This is a genomic window from Streptomyces sp. NBC_00005 (genome assembly GCF_045160215.1).
Classification (GTDB): domain Bacteria; phylum Actinomycetota; class Actinomycetes; order Streptomycetales; family Streptomycetaceae; genus Streptomyces.
On the sequence record NZ_CP108316.1, the window covers coordinates 8,236,625 to 8,259,930 of the forward strand.

General features: G+C 69.9%; 21 protein-coding genes and 2 pseudogenes. 19 read left to right on the forward strand and 4 right to left on the reverse strand.

The features are described from left to right. Positions 1-291 precede the first annotated feature (291 nt). Both OG303_RS37625 and OG303_RS37630 read left to right on the forward strand, forming a co-directional pair. The gene (locus tag OG303_RS37625; RefSeq protein WP_405874169.1) at positions 292-1,233 is read left to right on the forward strand and encodes a 5-dehydro-4-deoxyglucarate dehydratase; all 942 of its coding nucleotides are present in this window, start codon (positions 292-294) and stop codon (positions 1,231-1,233) included. Then, complete coding sequence (locus tag OG303_RS37630; RefSeq protein ID WP_405874170.1) at positions 1,230-2,393, forward strand: hypothetical protein; 1,164 nt, start codon at positions 1,230-1,232, stop codon at positions 2,391-2,393. The genes OG303_RS37625 and OG303_RS37630 overlap by 4 nt, the downstream gene beginning before the upstream one ends. Here OG303_RS37630 and OG303_RS37635 read toward each other — a convergent pair. Next, on the reverse strand, positions 2,330-3,565 hold the full coding sequence (locus OG303_RS37635) for an MFS transporter (RefSeq protein ID WP_405874172.1): 1,236 nt from the start codon (positions 3,563-3,565) through the stop codon (positions 2,330-2,332). The genes OG303_RS37630 and OG303_RS37635 overlap by 64 nt on opposite strands. Before the next feature lie 111 nt (positions 3,566-3,676). On the opposite strand from OG303_RS37635, the pseudogene OG303_RS37640 reads away from it, so the two are divergent. The 3 genes and pseudogenes from OG303_RS37640 to OG303_RS37650 all read left to right on the forward strand — a co-directional run. Next, positions 3,677-3,823, forward strand: a pseudogene (locus tag OG303_RS37640) (DUF6010 family protein); the annotation flags it as partial. Positions 3,824-3,877: 54 nt separating this feature from the next. Next, positions 3,878-4,465 (forward strand): TIGR03086 family metal-binding protein, encoded by a 588-nt coding sequence (locus OG303_RS37645; protein ID WP_405874174.1) that lies wholly within the window; start codon positions 3,878-3,880, stop codon positions 4,463-4,465. Positions 4,466-4,468: 3 nt separating this feature from the next. Next, positions 4,469-4,621: a hypothetical protein gene (locus OG303_RS37650; protein WP_405874175.1), complete on the forward strand. Its 153-nt coding sequence runs from the start codon at positions 4,469-4,471 to the stop codon at positions 4,619-4,621. Here the strand turns inward: OG303_RS37650 and OG303_RS37655 are convergent. The 3 genes from OG303_RS37655 to OG303_RS37665 are packed head-to-tail and all read right to left on the reverse strand — an operon-like array spanning position 4,602 to position 7,116. Beyond that, a complete protein-coding gene (locus OG303_RS37655; RefSeq protein ID WP_405874177.1) occupies positions 4,602-5,420 on the reverse strand; it encodes an ABC transporter permease in 819 nt (272 codons plus the stop codon). The genes OG303_RS37650 and OG303_RS37655 overlap by 20 nt on opposite strands. Next, positions 5,417-6,424: an ATP-binding cassette domain-containing protein gene (locus OG303_RS37660; RefSeq protein WP_405874178.1), complete on the reverse strand. Its 1,008-nt coding sequence runs from the start codon at positions 6,422-6,424 to the stop codon at positions 5,417-5,419. The genes OG303_RS37655 and OG303_RS37660 overlap by 4 nt, the downstream gene beginning before the upstream one ends. A 26-nt stretch (positions 6,425-6,450) precedes the next feature. Then, on the reverse strand, positions 6,451-7,116 hold the full coding sequence (locus tag OG303_RS37665) for a DUF4097 family beta strand repeat-containing protein (protein ID WP_405874180.1): 666 nt from the start codon (positions 7,114-7,116) through the stop codon (positions 6,451-6,453). A 296-nt stretch (positions 7,117-7,412) separates the two neighbouring features. On the opposite strand from OG303_RS37665, the gene OG303_RS37670 reads away from it, so the two are divergent. The 14 genes and pseudogenes from OG303_RS37670 (at position 7,413) to OG303_RS37735 (ending at position 23,276) form a co-directional block, all read left to right on the forward strand. Beyond that, positions 7,413-8,156: a helix-turn-helix domain-containing protein gene (locus OG303_RS37670; RefSeq protein ID WP_405874182.1), complete on the forward strand. Its 744-nt coding sequence runs from the start codon at positions 7,413-7,415 to the stop codon at positions 8,154-8,156. Positions 8,157-8,345: 189 nt separating this feature from the next. Continuing rightward, on the forward strand, positions 8,346-9,002 hold the full coding sequence (locus tag OG303_RS37675) for a GntR family transcriptional regulator (RefSeq protein WP_405874183.1): 657 nt from the start codon (positions 8,346-8,348) through the stop codon (positions 9,000-9,002). Next, complete coding sequence (locus OG303_RS37680; protein WP_405874184.1) at positions 8,999-9,910, forward strand: dihydrodipicolinate synthase family protein; 912 nt, start codon at positions 8,999-9,001, stop codon at positions 9,908-9,910. Before OG303_RS37675 ends, OG303_RS37680 begins: the two co-directional genes overlap by 4 nt. Then, on the forward strand, positions 9,907-11,646 hold the full coding sequence (araD, locus tag OG303_RS37685; protein ID WP_405874185.1) for an L-arabinonate dehydratase: 1,740 nt from the start codon (positions 9,907-9,909) through the stop codon (positions 11,644-11,646). The genes OG303_RS37680 and araD overlap by 4 nt, the downstream gene beginning before the upstream one ends. 113 nt (positions 11,647-11,759) lie before the next feature. Next, positions 11,760-12,695 (forward strand): carbohydrate ABC transporter permease, encoded by a 936-nt coding sequence (locus OG303_RS37690; protein WP_405874187.1) that lies wholly within the window; start codon positions 11,760-11,762, stop codon positions 12,693-12,695. After that, the gene (locus tag OG303_RS37695) at positions 12,692-13,576 is read left to right on the forward strand and encodes a carbohydrate ABC transporter permease (RefSeq protein ID WP_405874189.1); all 885 of its coding nucleotides are present in this window, start codon (positions 12,692-12,694) and stop codon (positions 13,574-13,576) included. The genes OG303_RS37690 and OG303_RS37695 overlap by 4 nt, the downstream gene beginning before the upstream one ends. Next, positions 13,576-14,907, forward strand: a complete 1,332-nt coding sequence (locus OG303_RS37700) for a polysaccharide lyase family 1 protein (RefSeq protein WP_405874191.1) — start codon at positions 13,576-13,578, stop codon at positions 14,905-14,907. Before OG303_RS37695 ends, OG303_RS37700 begins: the two co-directional genes overlap by 1 nt. Next, on the forward strand, positions 14,904-16,058 hold the full coding sequence (locus OG303_RS37705) for a Gfo/Idh/MocA family protein (protein ID WP_405874192.1): 1,155 nt from the start codon (positions 14,904-14,906) through the stop codon (positions 16,056-16,058). Before OG303_RS37700 ends, OG303_RS37705 begins: the two co-directional genes overlap by 4 nt. Next, positions 16,058-16,903, forward strand: a complete 846-nt coding sequence (locus tag OG303_RS37710) for a PmoA family protein (protein WP_405874193.1) — start codon at positions 16,058-16,060, stop codon at positions 16,901-16,903. Before OG303_RS37705 ends, OG303_RS37710 begins: the two co-directional genes overlap by 1 nt. Further along, complete coding sequence (locus OG303_RS37715; protein ID WP_405874194.1) at positions 16,900-18,435, forward strand: family 43 glycosylhydrolase; 1,536 nt, start codon at positions 16,900-16,902, stop codon at positions 18,433-18,435. Before OG303_RS37710 ends, OG303_RS37715 begins: the two co-directional genes overlap by 4 nt. Positions 18,436-18,468: 33 nt before the next feature. Next, positions 18,469-19,545 (forward strand): annotated as a pseudogene (locus tag OG303_RS37720) (polysaccharide lyase family 1 protein); the annotation flags it as partial. 121 nt (positions 19,546-19,666) lie between these two features. After that, positions 19,667-21,004 (forward strand): ABC transporter substrate-binding protein, encoded by a 1,338-nt coding sequence (locus tag OG303_RS37725; RefSeq protein WP_405874195.1) that lies wholly within the window; start codon positions 19,667-19,669, stop codon positions 21,002-21,004. Positions 21,005-21,138: 134 nt separating this feature from the next. Beyond that, positions 21,139-21,945 carry a rhamnogalacturonan acetylesterase gene (locus OG303_RS37730; protein WP_405874196.1) on the forward strand — a complete coding sequence of 269 codons (807 nt, stop codon included), beginning with the start codon at positions 21,139-21,141 and terminating at the stop codon, positions 21,943-21,945. Between the two features lie 17 nt (positions 21,946-21,962). Continuing rightward, the gene (locus tag OG303_RS37735) at positions 21,963-23,276 is read left to right on the forward strand and encodes a polysaccharide lyase family 1 protein (RefSeq protein WP_405874198.1); all 1,314 of its coding nucleotides are present in this window, start codon (positions 21,963-21,965) and stop codon (positions 23,274-23,276) included. Positions 23,277-23,306: the final 30 nt, after the last annotated feature.

The window sequence follows — 23,306 nt, forward strand, 5'->3', positions numbered from 1 at the left end:
GGTCTCCTTGGGTCCGCCGCCTGAGACAGGTGGCCGCATGGATGGACAGTATTCACATTCATGGACACGCTATGGAGCACTGCCGCGCTCCGTCAAGTGTCGCGCGGAGCGGCTGGATCCGCTCCCTTTCCCGCCTCTTTCCATTTCGTTTCCGCTGATGTCTTGCCGGTTTGCGCGCTTGACCCGCCCGGAGTCGGCTCCATAGTCTGGCGTTGTTCAGAAATATAGACGCCGATCAGAAGAACGTACGCGCCTGTCCCAGAACGTACGCGCCTGCATCAGGGAGAGCCCGTGACGCCAGCCCCCCTCGCCACTCGACTCAGCATCCCCAGCGGGCCGCTGTTCTTCCCGGTCACCGCCTACGGCCCCGACGGCTCGGTCGACCTCGACGTGTACCGCGCGCATGTGCGCCGCGGGGTCGAGGCCGGGGCCGCCGCGGTCTTCGCGTGCTGCGGCACCGGTGAGTTCCACGCGCTCACGCCCGAGGAGTTCGAGGCGTGCGTCCGGGCGGCCGTCGAGGAGACCGACGGGCGGGTGCCGGTCGTCGCCGGCGCCGGCTACGGGACCGCGCTCGCCGTGCGCTACGCGCGTCTCGCCGAGGCGGCCGGTGCGGACGGACTGCTCGCCATGCCGCCGTACCTCGTCCTCGCCGGGCAGGAGGGGCTGCTGCGGCACTACCGGGAGGTCGCCGCCGCGACCGCGCTGCCCGTCATCGTCTACCAGCGCGACAACGCCGTGTTCACCCCTGAGAGCGTCGTCGAACTGGCCCGCACGGCCGGGATCATCGGCTTCAAGGACGGCCTCGGCGACCTCGACCTGATGCAGCGCATCGTCAGCGCCGTACGCACCGAGGTCCCCGGCGACTTCCTCTACTTCAACGGACTGCCGACCGCCGAACAGACGCAGCTCGCCTACCGCGGCATCGGCATCACGCTCTACTCCTCCGCGGTCTTCTGCTTCGTCCCGGAGATCGCCCTCGCCTTCCACCAGGCCCTCGAGTCCGGCGACGACACCACCGCGCACCGCCTCCTCGACGGCTTCTACCGGCCGTTCGTCGAGCTGCGCGCCCAAGGGCGCGGCTACGCCGTCGCCCTCGTCAAGGCCGGCGTACGGCTGCGCGGACTCGACGTCGGCGAGGTCCGGCCGCCGCTGCACGAGCCGACCGAGGATCATGTGAAGCAGCTCGCCGAGCTGATCGAGCGCGGGTATGCCCTGTTGGAGGAGAGCAAGTGAAGGCGTCGACTTTCGTCTACCCCTGGGATGTCAACGGGGACCCGGAGGCCGCCGGGCGCATCGCCGCGCTCGGCGTGCGGCAGGTGACGCTCGCCGCCGCGTACCACTCCACGCGCGCGCTCACGCCCCGCCACCCGCGCCACCGCATCGTCACCGCCGAGCACGCCAGCGTGCTCTACCCCGCGGACGCGCGCTGGGAGGGGCGCCTGCTGCGCCCGTACCCGGCCGGGGACTGGGCGCCCGGGGACGCGTACGGCGAGGCCGCGGCGGCGCTCGCGGACGCCGGTCTCGAGGTGCACACCTGGGTCGTGCTCGCGCACAACTCCCGCCTGGGCGCCGACCATCCGGACACCTCCGTCGTCAACGCCTACGGCGACCGCTACCCGTGGGCCCCGTGCATCGCCCAGCCCGCCACGCGCGCGTACCTCGTCGATCTGGCCGCCGAGGCGGCCGTACGGCCGGGGGCGCGCGGCACCGAGCTGGAGTCGCTCGGCTGGTACGGGCTCCAGCATCTGCACGCCCACGACAAGACCGGCGGCGTCGGCCTCGGGGACGCCGGAATGTACCTGATGGCGCTCTGCTTCTGCCCGGTCTGCCGGGAGGGATACGGCGAACAGGGCGTGGACGCCGACGAGTTGGCGGCCGCCGTGCGCGACGCGCTGGAGCCGCTGTGGCAGGGCGCGCCCGACGACGAGGACTGGGCCGGAGTCGAGAAGCTGCTCGGGGAGGAGAACGCGGCGGCCACGCGCGCGTGGCGCGACGCGACCGCCCGCACGCTCCAGGAGGCGGCCGTCGCCGCGGTCCGCGCGGCCGCACCGGACGGCTTCCAGGTACTGCTGCACGCCGACCCGGTGACGTACCACGTCGGCGCCAACCCCGGTGTGGACCCCGCGCACATCCTGTCCGTCGCGGACGGCGTGGTCGTGCCCTGCGCGGGCGGTCCGGGTCTGCTGACGCCGTTCGCCGAGCAGGGCCGCGAAGGGGCCGTCGTCGCCGCCAACTTCCCCGTGATCTCGGGGATGGGCGGCAGCCCGGGCACGCTCGCGGCGGACGCGGCCCAGGCGCGGCGCCTGGGCGCCACCGAACTGCGGCTGTATCACGCCGGGTTGGCGTCGGACGGCGACCTGGAATCCGTGCGCTCGGCCCTAGCCGGGCTCTGAAGGAGCGAGACCGCAGTCCCGAGCAGCCCCACGCCCATGACGAGCAACAGCAGCCGGTAGTCGACCAGTTCGACCAGCACCGCACCCGCGGCCAGCCCGAGCACGTTCGGCGTGAACATGAGCGTGTTGGCCGTGGCGGCCGCACGGCCCAGCAGCGCGTCCGGCGTCTCGCGCTGCACGGCCGTCATCGCGGCGATCAGGACACAGGGCAGCCCGGCCCCGCACGCCGCGCTGCACGCCAGGGCCACCGGGACGGACGGTACGGCCCGCAGTGCCACGGCGACGGCAAGCAGCGCGATGCCGTACGCCGCGAAACGGCGTCCGCCGAGATGGCGCAGGGCGGGTCCGGACAGCAGCCCGACCGCCACCGAACCGGCGCCCTGCACCGCGTACAGCACACCGGCGTAGGCGGGGGAGCGGCCGAGGCCGTCGACGACGGCGTAGATCAGGGTGCCGCCGACGCCCGCGAAGAGCATCGTGGTGCCGCCGGCCAGGACGAGAGGGCGCAGCCGCGCGTGCGCCCACAGGAAACGCGCGCCCTCGGACGTCTGCGTCCGCCAGTCGTCCGTGGCCGGCACCGGCTTCTCCTCGCGGACGCGCAGGAGGGCGTACACGCCGGTGGCCAGGACGAACGTGACGGCGTCCAGCAGGGCGACGCTCGGGCCGCCGTACGCCGCGTAGAGGCCCGCGCCCGCGAGCGGGGCCAGGAGTTTCATGCCCTCGGTGGCCGTCATGCGCAGTCCGTTGAAGGCGCCGAGCAGGGACGGGTCGACGGCGGCGGCCACGAGCGCCGACTCGGCCGCGTCATGGACGACGCCTGCGGCGCCGTAGACGAAGAGGACCGCGTAGAGGAGCCACAGGCGGCCGGGGGAGTCGACGGTGAAGAGGGTGAGCAGGAGGGCGGCCAGCAGGAGGTTGGTGCCGATGAGGAGGGGCTTGCGGCGGACGCGGTCGGCGAGTGTGCCGAGTACGGGCCCGACCAGGGTCGGGGCCCACATGGCGAGCAGGCACAGCGCGGCCAGTCCGTTCGAGCCGGTGAGGTCCTTGACCCACACGCCCGAGGCCAGCCACAGCGCGGACGTGCCGAAGCCGGAGATCACCACGCCGGTCAGATACAGCCGCGCGTTGCGGTCGTGCAGGACGCGTACCGGCGTCCATGTCGATGTCGTCATGCCTGGCCATGGTGGGTCTAAGGCCCCCGCCCCGGCATGAGGCAGGTGCCCTATGAATGGCCGCGGAAGTGACGGCGGGAACCCGTGGAAACCTGTCGGTCAGCCCCATTCAAGGGCAACCCGATCGTCCCGTTCGCCCACAACTCCTCGCTGGGCTGCGCGATCTGCGACCCGGTGATCGCGTCCTGGTGCCTGGGCGGGGGCCGGACGCCGGCCGAGCTCGTGTGCACGGCGCGGGTCGAGACCGCCGGGCGATGAGTTTCGGGGCCGCGGCCGGTCTACCTCTCAGTACACGACTGTGAGGAGCAGCGGATGACTGACACGACCCTCGACCTCGGCCCCCAGACGCGCGTCGTCGCGCGGCTCGCGGAGGGCGTGAGCGAGGAGCAACTGGCCGACGCGACGCCCTGCCCGGACTGCGCGGTGCGCAACATGCTGGGTCATCTGCTCGGCCTGTCCATCGCCTTCCGCGACGCCGCCCGCAAGGACCTCGGCGTCACGACCGACACCAACCCGGGTGCCGCGGCCCCGGAGCTCGGCCCCGGCTGGCGCGCGGAACTGCCCAAGGTCCTCGACGAACTCGCCGACGCCTGGCGGGACCCGGCAGCCTGGACCGGCATGACCCGCGCGGGCGGACTGGACCTGCCCGGCGCGGTCGCGGCCGCCGTGGCAGTCGACGAACTGGTGATCCACGGCTGGGACCTGGCCCGCGCCACCGGCCAGGAGTACACCCCCGACCGGGCCGCACTGCAGGCATCGCACGACTTCCTGCTCGCCGCGGCCGAGGACCCGAGCCGGGGCGGCGGCATCTTCGGGCCTGTCGTCCCCGTACCGGCTGACGCGCCGCTGCTCGACCGGGCGGTGGGGCTGAGTGGACGGGAGCCCGGCTGGACACCGTGATCCATGGGCGTGCGGCCACCGCGCACACGCACGCCGGCCGAGAACGCCGACGGGGCGGCGCGCGCCGACGTGGTGTCGGAGTACGCCGCCCTGGGGCGGGACGAGGTGCGGGAGGTGGCCCGCGTGCTCATGCCGGTTACTTCGGGTCGCGCTTGAACGACGCCGTCGACCAGCGGTAGCCGAGCACCGCCAGACCGATGGACCAGGCGATGGCGAGCCACCCGTTGTGGCCGATCCCGGTGCCGAGGAGAAGTCCGCGCAGGGTCTCGATGACCGGTGTGAACGGCTGGTACTCGGCGATCGGCTGGAACCAGCCGGGCATCGCGTGGATGGGGGTGAACGCGCTGGAGATGAGCGGCAGGAGGATCAGCGGCATCGCGCTGTTGCTGGCCGCCTCGGCGTTCGGGCTGGCCATGCCCATCCCGACCGCGATCCAGGTGAGCGCCACGGCGAAGAGCGCGAGCAGCCCGAACGCCGCGAGCCACTCCAGGGCCGTGGCGTCGGTGGACCGGAAGCCGATGGCCACGGCGACCGCGCCGACGAGGACCACGCTGGCGATCGACTGCAGGACGCTGCCGACGACGTGCCCGATGAGCACGGAGCCGCGGTGGATCGCCATCGAACGGAAGCGGGCGATGATGCCCTCGGACATGTCGGTGGAGACGGACACCGCGGCCCCGATGACGGTACTGCCGATGGTCATCAGCAGGATGCCCGGGACGACATAGGCGATGTACGCGGAACGGTCGGCGCCGCCACCGCCGATGCCCGCGCTCATCACGTCGCCGAAGATGTAGACGAAGAGCAGGAGCAGCATGACCGGGGTGAGCAGCAGGTTCAGGGTCAGCGACGGGTAGCGCCGGGCGTGCAGGAGGTTGCGGCGCAGCATCGTGGACGAGTCGCGTACGGCGAGGGAGATCCGGGTCGGGCGGGTGGGAGCCAGAGGGGTGCTCATCGGGCAGTCTCCTTGGGCTGGTTGGGCTGGTCGCGCTGAACCGGCACGATGCTGCCGGTCAGCGCGAAGAACACGTCGTCGAGGTCGGGGGTGTGCACGGTCAGCTCGTCCGCCTCGATGCCGGCGGCGTCCAACCAGTCGAGGATGGAGCGCAGTTCGCGCTGGCTGCCGTCGCTGGGGATCTGCAGCGACAGCGCCTCGTCGATGCCCGTCCCCCGGTTCGAGCGAAGCCGGGAGTGGGGGAGGGTGGCCTCGCGCAGCGCGACGGCGGCGGACTGGTAGGCGGCCGGGTCGGTGAAGCGGAGCCGGACGTGTCCGCCCGGGACGAGCCGCTTCAGCTCGTCGGCACTGCCCTCGGCGGCGATCTTCCCGTCGCTCAACACCGCGATACGGTCGGCGAGTTCGTCGGCCTCGTCCAGGTACTGGGTGGTGAGGAAGACGGTGACGCCGTCGGCGACCAGCTCGCGGATGATGCCCCACATGTTGTGGCGGGAACGCGGGTCGAGGCCGGTGGTCGGCTCGTCGAGGAAGATGATCCGCGGGTTGCCGACCAGGGTCATGGCGATGTCGAGGCGGCGCTTCATGCCGCCGGAGTAGGTGGCGGCGGGCTTCTTCGCGGCCTCCACCAGGTCGAAGCGCTCCAGCAGTTCGGCGGCGAACCGCCGTCCCTCGCGCTTGGACAGGTGGTGCAGATCCGCCATGAGGAGCATGTTCTCCTCGCCGGTGATCAGCCCGTCGACCGCGGAGAACTGCCCGGTGACACCGATCGCGGCCCGTACGGCCTGCGGGTCGGCGGCCAGGTCGTGGCCGCCGACGTGCAGTTCGCCGGCGTCGGCGGAGATGAGGGTGGAGAGGATCTTTACGGCGGTGGTCTTGCCGGCGCCGTTCGGGCCGAGCAGGGAGAAGACCGTGCCGGCCGGCACCGCCAGGTCGATGCCGTCGAGCACGACCTTGTCGCCGTAGGACTTGCGCAGCCCGTTCGCCGCGATGGCCAAGTCGGTCATGATGAGGGCTCCTTCGGGGGCTGCGGTCAGAGGCTGCGGGCGGTGATGTCGCCGTGGGAGGTGGTGGCGCGGATGTCGAGTTCGGTGGTGCCGTCGTTCTTGAGGGCGTTGCTGACGCGGCCGTGGCCGGTGCCGGCGTCCAGGGCGGCCGAGACGCCGGCGGCGGCGGTGATGGAGATGTCGCCGGACTGGGTGCGGAGCACGAGGGTGTCGCGCACGGCTTCGGCGATCCGGATGCTGCCCCTTGCGGTGCTGATCTCGGCGGGGCCGCCCAGCCGGCCGACCTCGACGTCTCCGTCGATCGCGGTGAGGCGGAGGCTCGCCGCCTCGTCGATCTTGATCTGGCGGTAGGCGCCGTCGAAGGCGATGTCGCCCAGGCGGCCGACGCCGCGCAGTTCGGTGCTGTCCGTCTTCGCCTGGACGCGGGAACCGGCGGGCAGTTGGACGGTCACCTCGATGGATCCGGAGTGGCCGAGGACCCGGTTCTTGGCCGGTGCGGTCTCGATCCGCAGGACGCCGTCGCCGTATTCGACCGTGGTCTGCTGCGCCGCTTTGACGTCGCGGCCGTTCGAGGCGTCCGCGGGCAGGATCTCGACCGTGGTGTCGGCCCGGTCGGCGGCGATGAACCGGATGCGTCCCGCGGGGATGTCGAGGACGGCGGAGATCGGGGCGGGGGTGTCGAACTTCTGCATCGTGCTCTCCTCAGTTCGCTTGGTTCGTTCGGTTCGTTCGGTGCGTTCGCTTGTCGTTTCCGACAGAGGAAAAGCTACGTTGCGTTCACGGTTTCAGCAACGTACTCGTTGCGTTGAATCTCCATCATTGCAGGTGAAAGCTAAGAAATTGTTGCAATGGTCTTGCTGCTTAATGCAACAGCAGCCGTCTAGTCGTTGCAATGAATTGAGAGTGAACGCTATGCTCAAGGCGCTACGGACCACCACGGACCGCCACGGCCCACGAAGGCCTGCGAAGGCACGAAGGAGAGAGTGCGATGCCGGGAGGCAGGCTCACCCAGCAGGAACGTCAGCAGATCGCGCTGGGGCTGGCCGACGGCCTCGCCTACGCGGAGATCGCCAGGCGTCTCGACCGCCCCACCTCGACGATCACGCGTGAGGTGATGCGCAACGGCGGCCCCACCGCCTACCGCGCCGACCTGGCCCACCGCGCCACCGAACACCGCACCCAGCGGCGCAGGCAGGCCGCGCCCCGTGGGGCGGAGGCACCCCCGCAGGCTCACGGACGCGATGCCGAGGCGGTGCGCGAGTACGAGGAGCTGTTCACCACCGTCGTCATGCAATCGGGCATGCCCAAGATGATGTCCCGGGTCCTGGCCTGTCTCTGCCTCACCGACGAGGGCAGCCTCACCGCGTCCGAACTCGTCCAGCGCCTCCAGGTCAGTCCGGCGTCCGTCTCCAAGGCGATCACGTTCCTCGAAGAGCAGGGCCTCGCCCGCCGGGAACGCGACGAACGCCGCCGCGAGCGCTACGTCGTCGACGACGACGTCTGGTACCAGTCGATGATGGCCAGCGCCCGCTCCATCGCCCATATCGTCGAGATCGCACGGCAGGGCGTCGGTGTCCTCGGCCCCCAGACTCCGGCCGCCGCCCGCCTCGAGAACATCGCCCGCTTCCTCGACTTCGTCTCCGAGAGCACCGCCCGCGCCGCGGAACAGGCCCGCGAAATCCTCCACACGAAGCCCGAGACGTCCCCGGACGACACCGCCGAGCCGAGCTGATCCCGGGGCCGGGGACGTCGCCAACTCGGTCAACGGCGCCCCGGCGGCCCCGACTTCTTTTGTCGGAAGCATTGACGAAACATGCGCCCCCTCCTACCTTCAACGCGTCGTACTTCGTACGTCATATATGAGACGCGATACGCGAGATCAGATACCCCAGATCTGATACGTGACTTCCGAGAGGCGCGCATGACCTCTGTGCCCACGCCGATCCCGTCCCGCACGCAGTACGTGCTGGATGCGATCAAACACCGCATCCTCACCGGGCAGTTGACGCCGGGTCAGGCCCTGGTCGAGACCGAGCTCGCCGCACAGTTCGGGGTGTCCAAGACCCCGGTGCGCGAGGCGCTCAAGACCCTGGCCGGCACCGGGCTCGTCGTGATGAACCAGTACAAGGGCGTCACGGTGCGCATGGTGGACGCGGACATGGCGCGCGAGGTCTACGACGTGCGGTTGCTGCTGGAGCCCGAGGCGCTCAGGCGCGCGGTGAAGCGCGGGGCCTCTCTCGACGCCGCCCGCACCGCGCTGACCCGCGCGGACGATGCGGGCGACACCGCCGAACGTTCCCTCGCCAACCGGGAGTTCCACCGCGCCCTGTACGTGCCGTGCGGCAACCCGCTGCTCGGCCGGATGCTCGACGAGGTCCGCGACCAGGCCGCCCTGGTCTCCGCCGTCGCCTGGGCCGCCAACCCCTCCTGGGAGCGGGAGGCCGCCGAGCACCGCGAGATCCTGCGGCTCGCGCTGGACGGCGACGCGGACGGGGCCGCGCGTGCGCTCCACGCCCACATCGCGTCGTTCGTCCAGCGGGCGTTCCCCGGGGCGCCGGAACAGGAAGGTCAGGAATGAGCAGCGTGACGTTCGAGACCCAGCGGGCGGCCCTGGCCGACGTGGTGGCGATCCCGGTGACACCGTTCACCGAGGACGGCACCGTCGACCAGGACACCCACCGGGCCCTGCTGCGTCGGCTGCTCGAAGGCGGGATCAGGACCCTCACCCCCAACGGAAACACCGGCGAGTTCTACGCCCTCGCCCCTCAAGAGCGGCAGCTCGTCACGGAGTTGACCATCGACGAGGCCGGCGACCGCGCCGTGATCCTCGTCGGCGTCGGCCACGACGTGCCCACCGCCATCGCCACCGCGCGGCACGCCCGCGAGTACGGCGCCCGGATGGTGATGGTCCATCAGCCCGTCCACCCGTACGTCTCCCAGGGCGGCTGGGTCGACTACCACCGCGCCATCGCCGCGGCCGTCCCCGAACTGGGCGTCGTCCCGTACATCCGCAACGCCCAGCTGTCCGGCGCCCGCCTCGCCGAACTCGCCGACGACTGCCCGAACGTCATCGGCGTCAAGTACGCCGTCCCGGACGCCGCCAAGTTCGCCGCCTTCGCTCGGGACGCGGGGCTCGACCGCTTCGTGTGGGTCGCGGGGCTCGCCGAGCCGTACGCCCCCTCCTACTTCTCCGCGGGTGCCACCGGCTTCACCTCCGGACTCGTGAACGTCGCCCCGTCCGTTTCGCTGAACATGATTGAAGCGCTTCGATCCGGCGACTATCCGGCCGCCATGAAGGTCTGGGAGCAGATCCGCCGCTTCGAGGAGCTGCGCGCGGCCAACGGCTCCGCCAACAACGTGACCGTCGTCAAGGAGGCCCTCGCCTCCCTCGGCCTGTGCCGCCGCGATGTGCGCCCACCGAGCAAGCCGCTGCCGGAGGACGAACGCGCCGCCGTCGCCGCCATCGCCGCGGGGTGGTCCATATGAACGCCCCTCTCAGCAGGAAGAGCCCGGAAGAGCTCAGAAGCCACCAGTGGTACGGCACCGACGGCCTGCGTTCCTTCAGCCACCGCGCCCGCACCCGCCAGCTCGGCTATCTGCCCGAGGAGCACCTCGGCAAGCCGGTCATCGCGATCCTCAACACCTGGTCCGACATCAATCCATGTCATGTCCATCTCAGGGATCGTGCGCAGGCCGTGAAGCGTGGGGTGTGGCAGGCGGGCGGCTTCCCGCTGGAGTTCCCGGTCTCCACCCTCTCCGAGACCTTCCAGAAGCCGACCCCGATGCTCTACCGCAACATGCTCGCGATGGAGACCGAGGAGCTGCTCAGGTCGTACCCGGTCGACGGCGCCGTGCTCATGGGCGGCTGCGACAAGTCCACGCCCGCACTTCTCATGGGTGCGGCGAGTGTCGACCTGCCGGCCGTCTTCGTCCCGGCCGGCCCCATGCTTCCGGGCCACTGGCGCAACGAGGTCCTCGGCTCCGGCACCGACATGTGGAAGTACTGGGACGACAAGCGCGCAGGTCTCATCGGCGACTGCGAGATGACCGAGCTGGAGAGCGGCCTCGCCCGCTCGCCCGGGCACTGCATGACGATGGGTACGGCGTCCACGCTCACCGCCGCCGCGGAAGCGCTCGGCGTCACCGTCCCGGGCGCGTCCAGCATCCCGGCCGTCGACTCCGGGCACGACAGGATGGCCGCCGCGGCGGGCCTGCGCATCGTCGAACTGGTCCACAGGGACCGGAAGTTGTCCGACATCCTCACCGAGGACGCCTTCGAGGACGCCGTCACCACCGTGCTCGGCCTCGGCGGCTCCACCAACGCCGTGATCCACCTGATCGCCATGGCGGGCCGGGCCGGCGTCCGGCTCACCCTCGACGACTTCGACCGCGTCGCGCGCACGGTGCCGGTGCTCGCCAACGTACGGCCCGGCGGACAGACGTACCTCATGGAGGACTTCCACTTCGCCGGCGGCCTCCCCGGGTTCCTCTCCCGGATCCCGGACCTGCTCCACCTGGAGCGGCCGACGGTCTCGTACGAAACCCTGCGCGAGCAGATCGCCGGGGCGCAGGTGCACAACGATGACGTCATCCGGACCCGGGACAACCCGGTCGCGAGCGAGGGCGGGGTAGCCGTCCTGCGCGGCAACCTGTGCCCGGACGGCGCCGTCATCAAGCACATCTCCGCCGAGCCGCACCTGCTCAAGCACACTGGTCCCGCGGTCGTCTTCGACGACTACAGGACCATGCAACGCACCATCAACGAGCCGGAGTTGAACATCACCGCCGACAGCGTGCTGGTGCTGCGCAACGCCGGACCCAAGGGCGGCCCGGGCATGCCCGAGTACGGCATGCTGCCGATCCCGGACCACCTGCTCAAGCAGGGCGTGCGGGACATGGTCCGCATCTCCGACGCCCGGATGAGCGGCACGAGTTACGGCGCGTGCGTGCTGCACGTCGCGCCCGAGTCGTACATCGGCGGACCGCTGGCCCTCGTCCGCACCGGTGACTCGATCACCCTGGACGTCGAAGCCCGCACCCTTCAACTCAACGTGGACGACGAGGAGTTGGAGAGCAGGAGGGCGCAGTGGACGCCGCCGCCCACTCGGTACGAGCGCGGTTACGGCGCGCTCTACAACGAACAGATCACCCAGGCGAACACCGGCTGCGACTTCGAGTTCCTGGCGCGGCCGGGCAAGGTGCAGGACCCCTACGCGGGCTGACCCGCAGCAGCACGACCTCGCACACCCATGCGCAGAGAGAAAGCGCTTCCCGCTCGACGCACGCACGACGAACGCTCGACGCACGCACGACGTACTGAGAACGGAGACCAGTCATGGCCCAAGCCGCAGCCGTGGCGAAACCGCCCGCGCCACCCCGGCGGCGCCGTGCCTCCGCGACCCCGCGCAGGCTCCCGTACCTGCTGATCGCCCCGGCCGCCCTGCTCATGCTGGGCTTCATCGCCTACCCGGTCATCAGCGTCTTCTACTACAGCCTGCAGAACTACAACCCCACCAAACCCTGGCGCAACGGCTACGCGGGCCTCGACAACTTCGTCCACGCCTTCACCGCCGACCCGCAGTTCTGGGACACGCTGACCTTCAGCGCCAAGTGGGTCTTCGTCGAGGTCGGACTGCAGCTGCTGTTCGGTCTCGCGCTGGCCCTCATCGTCAACCAGACCTTCGTGGGGCGGGCGGTGGGCCGCTCGCTCGTCTTCTCCCCGTGGGCCGTGTCCGGTGTGCTGACCTCCGCGATCTGGGTGCTGCTCTACAACTCCCAGACGGGCATCACCCGTTACCTCGCGGACATGGGCATCGGCTCGTACGGCACCAGCTGGCTGTCGGACACGTCGACCGTCTTCCCCGCCGCGATCGTCGCCGACCTCTGGCGAGGCGTCCCCTTCTTCGCGATCCTCATCCTCGCCGACCTGCAGTCCGTCTCGAAGGACCTGTACGAGGCCGCCGAGGTCGACGGGGCCAGCCGTATCAAGCAGTTCTGGCACATCACGCTCCCGCACCTCAAGGACGCGATCGTGCTGTCGACGCTGCTGCGCGCGGTGTGGGAGTTCAACAACGTCGACCTGCTCTACACCCTCACCGGCGGCGGACCGGCCGGCGAGACGACCACGCTCCCGCTCTACATCGCCAACACCAGCGTGGACGCCCACAACTTCGGCTACGCATCGGCCCTGACCACGGTGGCGTTCGTGATTCTGCTCTTCTGCTCGATCGTCTATCTGCGGCTGAGCAAGTTCGGAGGTGGCGAGAAGTGATCACCGAGATCGCACCCGCTCCGGGACCCGTGGTGGCCGAGCCCGCAAGGCCGAGGAAGAAGCGCCGGGCCTGGGACGAGGCCCCCCGCTGGCAGATCTACGTCCCCCTGTCGATCTACCTGCTCTTCACCCTGATCCCCTTCTACTGGATCCTGCTCTTCGCCCTGCGCCCGCCCGGCTCGACCTCGCTGGTGCCCTGGCCGATGACCTTCGACCACTTCGAGAAGGTCTGGAACGAGCGGTCGTTCGGCGTCTACTTCCAAAACAGCGTGCTGGTCGGCGTCGCGACCCTCGTGATGACGACACTGGTCGCGCTGGCCGGCGGCTACGCCCTCGCCCGGTTCGACTTCCGCGTCAAGAAGGCCTTCATGCTGGCCCTGCTCTGCACGCAGTTCGTGCCGGGCGCGCTGCTCCTGGTGCCGCTCTTCGAGATCTTCGCCAACCTGCGGATGATCAACTCGCTGGTCAGCGTCATCATCGCGGAGACGGTCTTCCAGCTGCCGCTGTCGATGATCCTGATCAGCGGGTTCATCCGGAACGTGCCGTACTCGCTCGAAGAGGCCGCCTGGGTCGACGGCTGCAACCGGTTCACGGCCTTCCGCATCGTCGTACTCCCGCTGCTGCGGCCCGGGTTGATCGCCGTCGGCTCCTTCGCCTTCGTGCACGCCTGGAACCACTTCCTGTTCGCCCTGATGTTCCTGAGCGACCAGAGCAAGCAGACCATCCCGGTCGGCCTCAACACCCTGATGAGCGCGGACAGCGTCGACCTCGGCGCGCTCGCCGCGGGCGGCATCATCGCGGCCGTACCCGTCGTGATCGTGTTCGCCTTCATCCAGAAGTGGCTGATCACCGGCTTCAGCGCAGGGGCGGTGAAGGGCTGATGAGCATCAGGATCCGTCATCTCGCCATCTCCGGCGCCCTGTTGGGAGTCCTCTGCGTCCCGGCGCACGCCGACTCCGGGGACACCGGCCGGAGCACCGACCGGGGCACCGGCCGCGACATCAGCCGGGACGTCCTGGCCGCAGACGACGGCTGGGCCGCGTACGGCACCGGCACCACCGGAGGGTCGAGCGCCGACGACGCCCACGTCTTCACCGTCACCGACCGCGCCGGCCTGGTCCGCGCCCTGGACGGCGGCAGCGACACCCCGAAGATCATCAAGATCGCCGGGACCGTCGACGCCAACACCGACGACGACGGCCACCACCTGGACTGCGCCGACTACGCCACCGACGGCTACAGCGTGAAGAAGTACCTGGCCGCCTACGACCCCCGCACCTGGGGTTCGGCCAAGCCCAGCGGCGAGCAGGAGGACGCCCGCCAGGCGTCCGCCGCCAAGCAGGCCGAGCGGGTCACGCTGCCCGTCGGCTCCAACACCACCATCGTCGGGCTCGGTTCCTCCGCGGTTCTGAAGGGCGCCAACCTCCAGGTCAAGAACGCGAACAACGTCATCATCCGCAACCTCGACCTGCGCGACGCCTACGACTGCTTCCCCGTCTGGCAGCCCAACACCGGCGGCCTCGGAGACTGGAAGACGTCGTACGACAACATCTGGCTGACCGGCGCCACGCATGTGTGGGTCGACCACGTCACCGCCTCCGACAAGGGTCACCCGGACGACGCCGAGCCCACCTATTTCGCCCGCAACTACCTGCGCCACGACGGCCTGTTGGACATCACCAACGCCTCCGACCTGGTCACCGTCTCCTGGAGCCGCTTCCAGGACCACGACAAGGCGATGCTCATCGGCAGCAGCGACTCGGCGACCGGGGACCGCGGAAAGCTCCGGGTCACCCTGCACCACAACCAGTTCGACTCCGTCGTCCAGCGCGCGCCGCGCGTCCGCTTCGGGCAGGTGCACGTCTACGACAACCGGTACGTCGTCCCCGAGGGCGCCGAGTACCGCTACTCGCTCGGCGTGTCCACCGAGTCCGGCGTCTATGCCGAGAACAACGCCTTCCACACGCCCGGCCACGTCGAGGTCGCCGACCTGGTGAAGAGCTGGAACGGCACCGCCCTGCACCAGACCGGCACCCTCTTCAACGGCCGTCCGGTGGACCTGCTGGCGATCTACAACGCCTACAACTCCGGCAGCGAGCGCGATCTCACGGCGGACGTCGGCTGGACACCTACCCTGCACACAAAGATCGACAGCGCCGAGGTGGCCGACCGAGAGGTGGCGCGCGGCGCGGGCGCAGGGAGGATCCCATGAACGTACCGACGACCGTACCGATCGTTCTCGCGGGCGCACGTGGCCACGGCCACTGGCACCTGGACAACATCCGCCGCCTCCAGGACAAGGGAATCGTACGGCTGGCAGGCATCTGCGAGCTGACCCCGCTGGCCGCGTCCGAGCTCCCCGAGGGCCTCGGCACGCCCGAGCAGTCCGCCGACTTCGGCGCGCTCCTCGACTCCACCGGCGCCCGGATCGCGGTGATCTGCACGCCGATCCCGACCCACACCGACCTGGCGCTCACGGCCGCCGGGAAGGGCGTGCACCTCCTGCTGGAGAAGCCGCCCGCGCCGTCGTACGCCGAGTTCCGCCGGATGGCCGACGGGGTCGCGGAGGCGGGCGTGGCCTGCCAGATCGGCTTCCAGTCGCTGGGCTCGCACGCCCTCCCCGCGATCCTCGGGATGGTGGAGGAGGGGGCGATCGGCGAGGTCGTCGGGATCGGTGGGGCCGGTGCCTGGGCGCGTCCGGAGGCGTACTACCGCCGTGCGCCCTGGGCCGGCAAGCGCCGCCTGGGCGGCGTCGACGTGATCGACGGCGTGCTGACCAACCCCCTCGCGCACGCCGTCGCCACCGCCCTCGCCCTGAACGGCACGACGCACGCCGAGGACGTCACCGGCATCGAGCTCGAGCTGTTGCGCGCCAACGACATCGAGTCCGACGACACCTCCTGCGTCCGCGTCACCACCGCACAGGGCGGCCAGATCACCGTCGCCGCGACCCTGTGCGCCGAGGACCCCGACGAGCCGTACGTCGTCGTGCACGGCGACCGCGGCCGGATCACCTTCTGGTACAAGCAGGACCGCGCCCTGCTCCAGCGCGCCGACCACGGCCCCGAGGAGTACGAGTACGGCCGCACCGACCTGCTGGAGAACCTGGTCGACCACCTCACCGACGGCGTCGAGCTGCTGGTCACCCCGGCTTCAACCGGCGCCTTCATGAAGGTTGTTGAAGCGATTCGACAGGCCCCCGACCCGGCCCCGCTGCCGCCCGGGGCCTGGCACCTGATCCCCGACGAGGACCGCAGGGTCGTCCCCGGCATCGACGGACTCGTCGCGGCCGCCGCCGACTCCCTCGCCCTCTACTCCGAGCTCGGCGCCACCTGGGCCCTACCGAAAGAGGTGAGCACGTGATGACGACCACCGACTCGCCCGTGCTGCGCGTGGCCGGCCGCCCGGTCGGCCGCTACGTCACCCGGCCCGAACTGCAGCCCCGGTTCTCGCCGCGCCCGTATCTGCACCCCGTCACCACCCTGGCCGGCACGGCGGTCACCGAACTCAGCCCCGCCGACCACACCCACCACCTCGGCGTCGGTGTCGCCGTTCCCGACGTCGAGGGGCACAACTTCTGGGGCGGCCGCACCTACGTCCGCGACCAGGGCCCCACCGAGCTGGACAACCACGGCGCCCAGCGCCACACCGCCTTCCAGCTCCGCGACCCCGACGGCTTCGTGGAGGAGCTGCGCTGGGTGGCGTCCGGCGGCGAGCTGCTGCGCGAGCGCCGTACCGTCGCGGCCACCGAACTCACCGACTCCGCCTGGGCGTTGGACTTCACCTTCTCGCTCACCAACGTCACGCCCGACCCGCTGTCCATCGGCAGCCCGGCCACCAACGGCCGCCCCGGCGCGGCCTACGGCGGCTTCTTCTGGCGGGCCCGCAAGGAGCGGGAGACCCCGCAGGTCTTCACCGCCGACCGCGAGGGCGAGGCGGAGGTCCACGGCACCCGTGCCGACTGGCTGGGCCTCGCGGGCGCCACCTGGACCCTCGTCTTCGCCGGCGCCACGGACGCCACCCGTAGGGACCCGTGGTTCGTGCGCACCGCCGAATACCCGGGCGTGGGCTCGTCGTTGGCCTACGACGAGCGGCTGCCGATCCCGTCCGGCGAGACGGTCGTACGGCGGATCGTCACCGTCGTCGCCGACGGTCGCCTCAGCCGGGGCGAGGCGGCGGCACTGGTGCGCAAGGCGGTGAGCCAGTGACCACGTACACGAATCCGGTCCTCGACGCCGACTGGTCCGACCCGGACGTCGTCCGCGTGGGCGACGACTTCTACCTCACCGCGTCGAGCTTCGGCCGCGCGCCGGGCCTGCCGCTGCTGCACTCCCGCGACCTGGTCAACTGGACGCTGGTCGGCCATGCGCTGCAACTCCTCGAACCCGCCGCCGAGTTCAGGACCCCGCGGCACGACTGCGGAGTCTGGGCACCCTCGTTGCGCCATCACGACGACCGCTTCTGGATCTTCTGGGGCGACCCCGACCAGGGCATCTTCCAGATCAACGCCCGGGAGATACGCGGTCCTTGGACCCGCCCGCACCTCGTGAAGGCCGGCAAGGGACTCATCGACCCCTGCCCCCTGTGGGACGAGGACACCGGCGAGGCCTACCTCGTGCACGCCTGGGCCAAGTCCCGCTCCGGCATCAAGAACCGCCTCACCGGCCACCGCATGCACCCGCACGGCACCGAACTCCTCGACGAGGGCAAGCTGATCGTCGACGGCGACAGCATTCCGGGCTGGTTCACCCTGGAAGGCCCCAAGCTCTACCGGCACGACGGCTGGTTCTGGATCCTGGCGCCCGCCGGGGGAGTGGAGACCGGCTGGCAGGGCGCCTTCCGCTCGCGCGAGTTCTTCGGGCCGTACGAGGAGAGGATCGTCCTCGAACAGGGGGACACCGACGTCAACGGGCCGCACCAGGGCGGCTGGGTGCGCACCCCGTCCGGCGAGGACTGGTTCCTGCACTTCCAGCAGCGGGGCGCCTACGGCCGGGTCGTGCACCTCCAGCCGATGAGCTGGGGCACGGACGGCTGGCCGCTGCTCGGGGACGGCGGCGTCCCCGTCGCCGTACACCGGCGTCCCGACCTGCCGCCGCAGTCGCACGCCGCGCCCGCCACGGACGACGACTTCCCCGGCGGACGCTTCGGCCGCCAGTGGTCGTGGACCGCCAACCCGCAGGACGGCTGGGCCACCCACCACTCAGGCGACGGGCTGCGGCTGACCTGCGTCCGCTCGGCCGACACCCACGACCTGCGCAGACTGCCGAACGTGCTCACGCAGCGGCTGCCCGGCGTCCCGTCCGCCGTCGAGGTCGAGCTGAAGCTGCACAGCGAGGAGCCGGGCGCCCGGGCCGGACTCGCCGTCCTGGGGGACGCGTTCGGCTGGATCGGCCTGGAGCGGGGAGCCGACGGGACGGTGCAGCTCGTGCACCGGTTCGCCGAGGCGGTCGCCGTGGGGGCACCTCCCACGCCTTTCGGGCAGTGGGGGAATGAACGGGACGCCGCCCCTCCGCGGCTCGCGCCCGAGGGTCGCGTGAGGCTGCGCATCGAGATCGGCGCCGGCGCCCGCTGCCGTTTCTTCCACGACCTCGGCGAGGGCCCGCGGCCGTCCGGCCCCGTCTTCGCCGCCACCCCCTGGCGCTGGGTCGGCGCCCTGCTCGGCCTGTTCGCGCTCGCGCCCGTCGGATCCGGTCACGCCGGCGCGGCAACCTTCACGCACTTCAGGATCGACTCCTTGTAGCCCACCGCACCCGTATGCCTGTTGGGAGCCGCAATGACGCAGCACCTCCATAGCAAGCGCTTGCCGAGACCGGGGACCGGCAAGGTCCTGGCCGCCGTGATCGGGTTGGTGGCCGCGCTGAGCCTCGGGGCGATCGGGCAGGCCAAGGCCGCGACTCCGCTGAGCACGTCGGCTTCGGCTTCGGCTTTCGCCTCCGCCGGCGCCGACCGCTTCAGCGACCGGCCGCACGGCTTCGCCTCGCTCGCCGGGGGAACCAGCGGTGGAGCGGGCGGCAAGGTCGTGACGGTCACCGACCAGGCCGCGCTGGCCAGGTACGCGGCGGCCGAAGAGCCGTACGTCATACGGGTGTCGGGGGCGATAACCGTCGAACCCTTCGGTTCGGACATCGTCGTCGGCTCCAACAAGACGATCATCGGCGTCGGCGACACCGGCGAGATCGTGCACGGGGAACTGCACCTCGACCCCGGCACGCACAACGTGATCATCCGCAACCTGACGATCCGGGACTCGTACGTCGAGGGCGACTGGGACGGCAAGACGCAGGACTTCGACGCCATCCAGATGGACACCGTCGACCACGTCTGGATCGACCACAACCGGCTCACGCATATGGGCGACGGACTGATCGACCTGCGCAAGGACAGTCAGTACATCACCGTCTCGTACAACCGGTTCAGCAACCACAACAAGGCGTTCGGCATCGGCTGGACGACGAACGTCAAGACCCAGGTCACCATCGACCACAACTGGTTCACGGGCACGAAGCAGCGCAACCCGTCCGCCGACAACTGCGCCTACGCACACCTCTACAACAACTACCTGTCGGCGCAGGTGGCCGACGGCGACCCGGTGTGGACGTACGGGAACTGGTCGCGGGGCCACACCAGGATGGTCATCGAGAACAGTTACTACGACGGCATCCAGCACCCCTATCAGGCGGACGCCACCGCGGAGTTGGTGCAGCGCGGGTCGATCCTGAAGAACACCGGCGGGCGGACCGACGAGTGGGGCGCCGCCTTCGATCCGCACGCGTTCTACGACTACCGGCTGGATCCGGCCGCTGCCGTGCCCGCTCTGGTGAAGCGGTTCTCGGGGCCGCAGAAGCGGATCGACTGGGGGCCCCACGCCCGCAGTTGATCGCTCCGTCGTAGCACCCCCATGGAGCAGTACTGCCTTGCAGACCCCCCACAACTTCATATCTCAGTTGGATCCAGAAGGAGAGAGCCGACCAATGAAGAGCAGCATCCGCAGAAGCAGGCGCGCGGCCGTCGCCGTCGCCCTGGGCTCCGTGCTCGCGCTGACCGCCACCGCCTGCGGCGACGACGGCAGCGGCAGTGCGGGGGACAAGGGCAACGAGGGCTCCGGCAAGGGCGAGATCACCTTCTGGGACAACAACGGCGGTGTCCGCACCGACATCTGGAAGGAGATCATCGCCGACTTCGAGAAGAAGAACCCGGACATCAAGGTCAACTACGTCGGGATTCCCGCCGCGAGCGCCCAGTCCAAGTACGACACCGCCATCCAGGGCGGCGGCCTGCCGGACGTCGGCGGCGTGGGCACCGCGATGCTCGCCGAGGTCGCGGTCCAGGGCGCGCTGGAGCCGCTGGACAGCCGGCTCGACAAGAGCTCGCTGAACGGCAAGCTGAGCCAGAACCTGGTGGACAGCAGCAAGGCCGCGGGCGGCGGCGACAAGCTGTACCAGGTCCCGACCTCCTCCAACAACGGCACGCTCTGGTACCGCACCGACCTGTTCAAGAAGGCCGGTCTGGACGCGCCGACCACCTGGTCGAAGTTCTACGCGGCCGCCGACAAGCTCACCAACAAGGGCAAGAACCAGTTCGGGTTCACGATCCGTGGCGGCGAGGGCTCCATCGCGCCGGCCATCGACGCGGCGTACAGCCAGAGCGGGATCACGTCGTTCTGGAACGGCGACAAGACCACGGTCAACGACCCGAAGAACGTGGCCGCGTTGGAGAAGTACGTCGCGCTCTACAAGAAGGACACTCCGTCCGCCGACGTCAACAACGACTTCACCAAGATGGTCGCCCAGTGGGACAGCGGCACGATCGGGATGCTGAGCCACAACCTCGGTTCGTACCAGGACCACTTGAAGGCGCTGGGTGCGGACAAGTTCCGGGGGCTGCCGAACCCGACGCAGGACGACGGCACCCGCGTGCAGATCTCCAACCCCGTGGACGGGTTGAGTCTGTTCAAGTCCAGCAAGAACAAGGCGGCCGCCTGGAAGTTCATCGAGTTCGCCGTCTCGCACGAGGAGAACTCCAAGTTCAACGAGTCCGCGGGGCAGATTCCGGCGAACACGGAAGCCGCGCAGGACGCGTGGATTCAGAAGGCCGAGCCCACGAAACTGGCGGCCGAGGCGCTGAACGGCAGCGGTACCAAGATTGTGCAGTTGCCGTACTACCTGCCGGACTGGAACACCATTTCCAAGTCCGACAACGAGCCGAACTTCCAGAAGGTGCTGCTCGGGAAGATGAGTGCGAAGGATTTCCTGGACACGTTGGCCGATCAGTTGAACGCTGCTCAGGCTGACTGGAAGAAGAACCACTGAATCGGGTGGTTGCTGTTGTGGGCGCGGCCGCGGGTCCGTTGTGGCTGGTCGCGCCCACGTGGCGGAGCCGCACATCGATGCAGCCCCGCGCCCCTAGGGGATTTCCCCTTCCCCCCTGTTCGAAAGGCACCGTTGTGTCCCTTACTCGCAGACAGGTCACCTCCGCTGCAATCGCAGCCGTTCCTCTCGCTCTGGCGGTCAATGGGACCGCCCAGGCCGCCCCCAGGCGCCGTACCCTCTACATCGCGGGTGATTCCACCGCCGCGCAGAAATACGCCGACGCCGCTCCCGAGACCGGGTGGGGTATGGCGCTTCCGTTCTTTCTCCGGAAAGAGCTGCCCGTCGCCAATCACGCGGTGAACGGGCGTAGTTCGAAGAGCTTCATCGACGAAGGCCGGCTCGATGCCATCCTCGGGCTGATCCGGCCGGGAGATCTGCTTCTCGTGCAGTTCGCACACAACGACGAGAAGAGCGAGGACCCCACCCGGTACACCGAGCCGTGGACGACGTACCAGGACTACCTGCGTCAGTACATCGAGGGCGCCCGTGCGCACGGTGCCCGGCCCGTGCTCGCCACCCCCGTCGAACGCCGCAGGTTCGACGCGGACGGCAACGCCGTGCCGACCCACGGCGACTATCCCGCGGCGATGCGTGCCCTCGCGCAGGAGGAGCGGGTGGCCTTGCTCGACATCGAGGCGCTGTCGCTCGCGCTGTGGCAGCAGCTCGGGGTCGAGGAGACGAAGGTCTACTTCAACTGGACCGACACCGAGCAGGACAACACGCACTTCAATCCGCCGGGCGCGATCGCCGTGGCGCGGCTCGTGGCGCGGGAGCTGCTGCGCACACGGGTGCTCGGAGCGCGCGACGTCGTCCGGCTGCACGACGAGATCCCCACGTCCTGGATCACCTGGCCCGAGGCGACCGACGCCTCGGTCGCGTAACCAAGGAGAGCCGCACAGTGCGTACACGGAAATGTCATGGACGCGTCATAGTGTCCGTCGTGGGTTGCACCGCCCTCGTGCTCGGGGTCACGGGGATGTCCGCCGCGCAGGCCCAGCCCCGGGACCTCGCCCGGCAGGTACTCGGCGCGAAGGACGGCTGGGGGGCCTACGGCACCGGCACGACCGGCGGCGCGGCCGCCGACGCCGCGCACGTCTACACCGTCACCGACTGGGCCGGCTTCAAGGCCGCCCTCGCCGACGGCGGCAGCGCGCCGAAGATCATCAAGGTGCAGGGGATCATCGACGCCGACGGGCCGAGCTGTGCCTCGTTCCAGGTGCCGGGCTACGACTTCGACGCCTATCTGGCCAAGTACGACCCCGCCGTCTGGGGGCACGACAAGACCCTGGACGACGAGCCCGACGACAGCCCCGAGGGTCTGCGCCGGGCCTCCGCCGTCAACCAGGACGCCTACATCAAGGCGAACGTCCCGGCCAACACCACCATCATCGGCGTCGGCAAGAACGCCGGCTTCAACGGCGCCAGCCTCCAGATCAAGGCCGTCGACAACGTCATCGTCCGCAACCTGACCTTCGACAGCCCCCTCGACTGCTTCCCGCAGTGGGACCCCACCGACACCGCCGACGGCAACTGGAACTCCGAGTACGACAGCGCGGTGGTCTACGGGTCGACGCACGTGTGGATGGACCACGACACGTTCACCGACGGCGACAACCCCGACAGCACGCTGCCGAACTACTTCGGGCGGATCTACGAGCAGCACGACGGCGAACTCGACATCGTCAAGGGCGCCGACTACGTCACCGCGTCCTGGAACGTCTTCGAGGACCACGACAAGACGATCCTGATCGGCAACAGCGACAGCGCCTCGACGGCCGCCGTCGACCGCGGCCACCTCAAGGTCACCTTCCACCACAACCTGTTCTCGAACCTGGTGGAACGAGCCCCGCGGGTCCGCTTCGGACAGGTTGACTCGTACAACAACCACTTCGTGGCCAAGGACGGCTACTCCTACAGCTACGGCATCGGCATCGAGTCCCAACTCGTCGCGGAACACAACGCGTTCACGCTGCCGGACGGGATCGGCGCCGGGAAGATCCTGAAGCGCTGGAACGACTCGCCGCTCACCGCCGACGACAACTACGTCAACGGCGAGAAGACCGACCTGATCGCCGTCCACAACGCCGAAGTGCCCACCGAGATCCTCCAGTCGGGCCGGACCTGGACGCCCACCCTGCGCACCGAGGTCGACCCGGCCAAGGCGGTCCCCGGGATCGTCGACCACTGCGCGGGCGCGGGCAACCTGCGCTGACACCCCCGTTCGCAGCCGGCCCCACCCCTT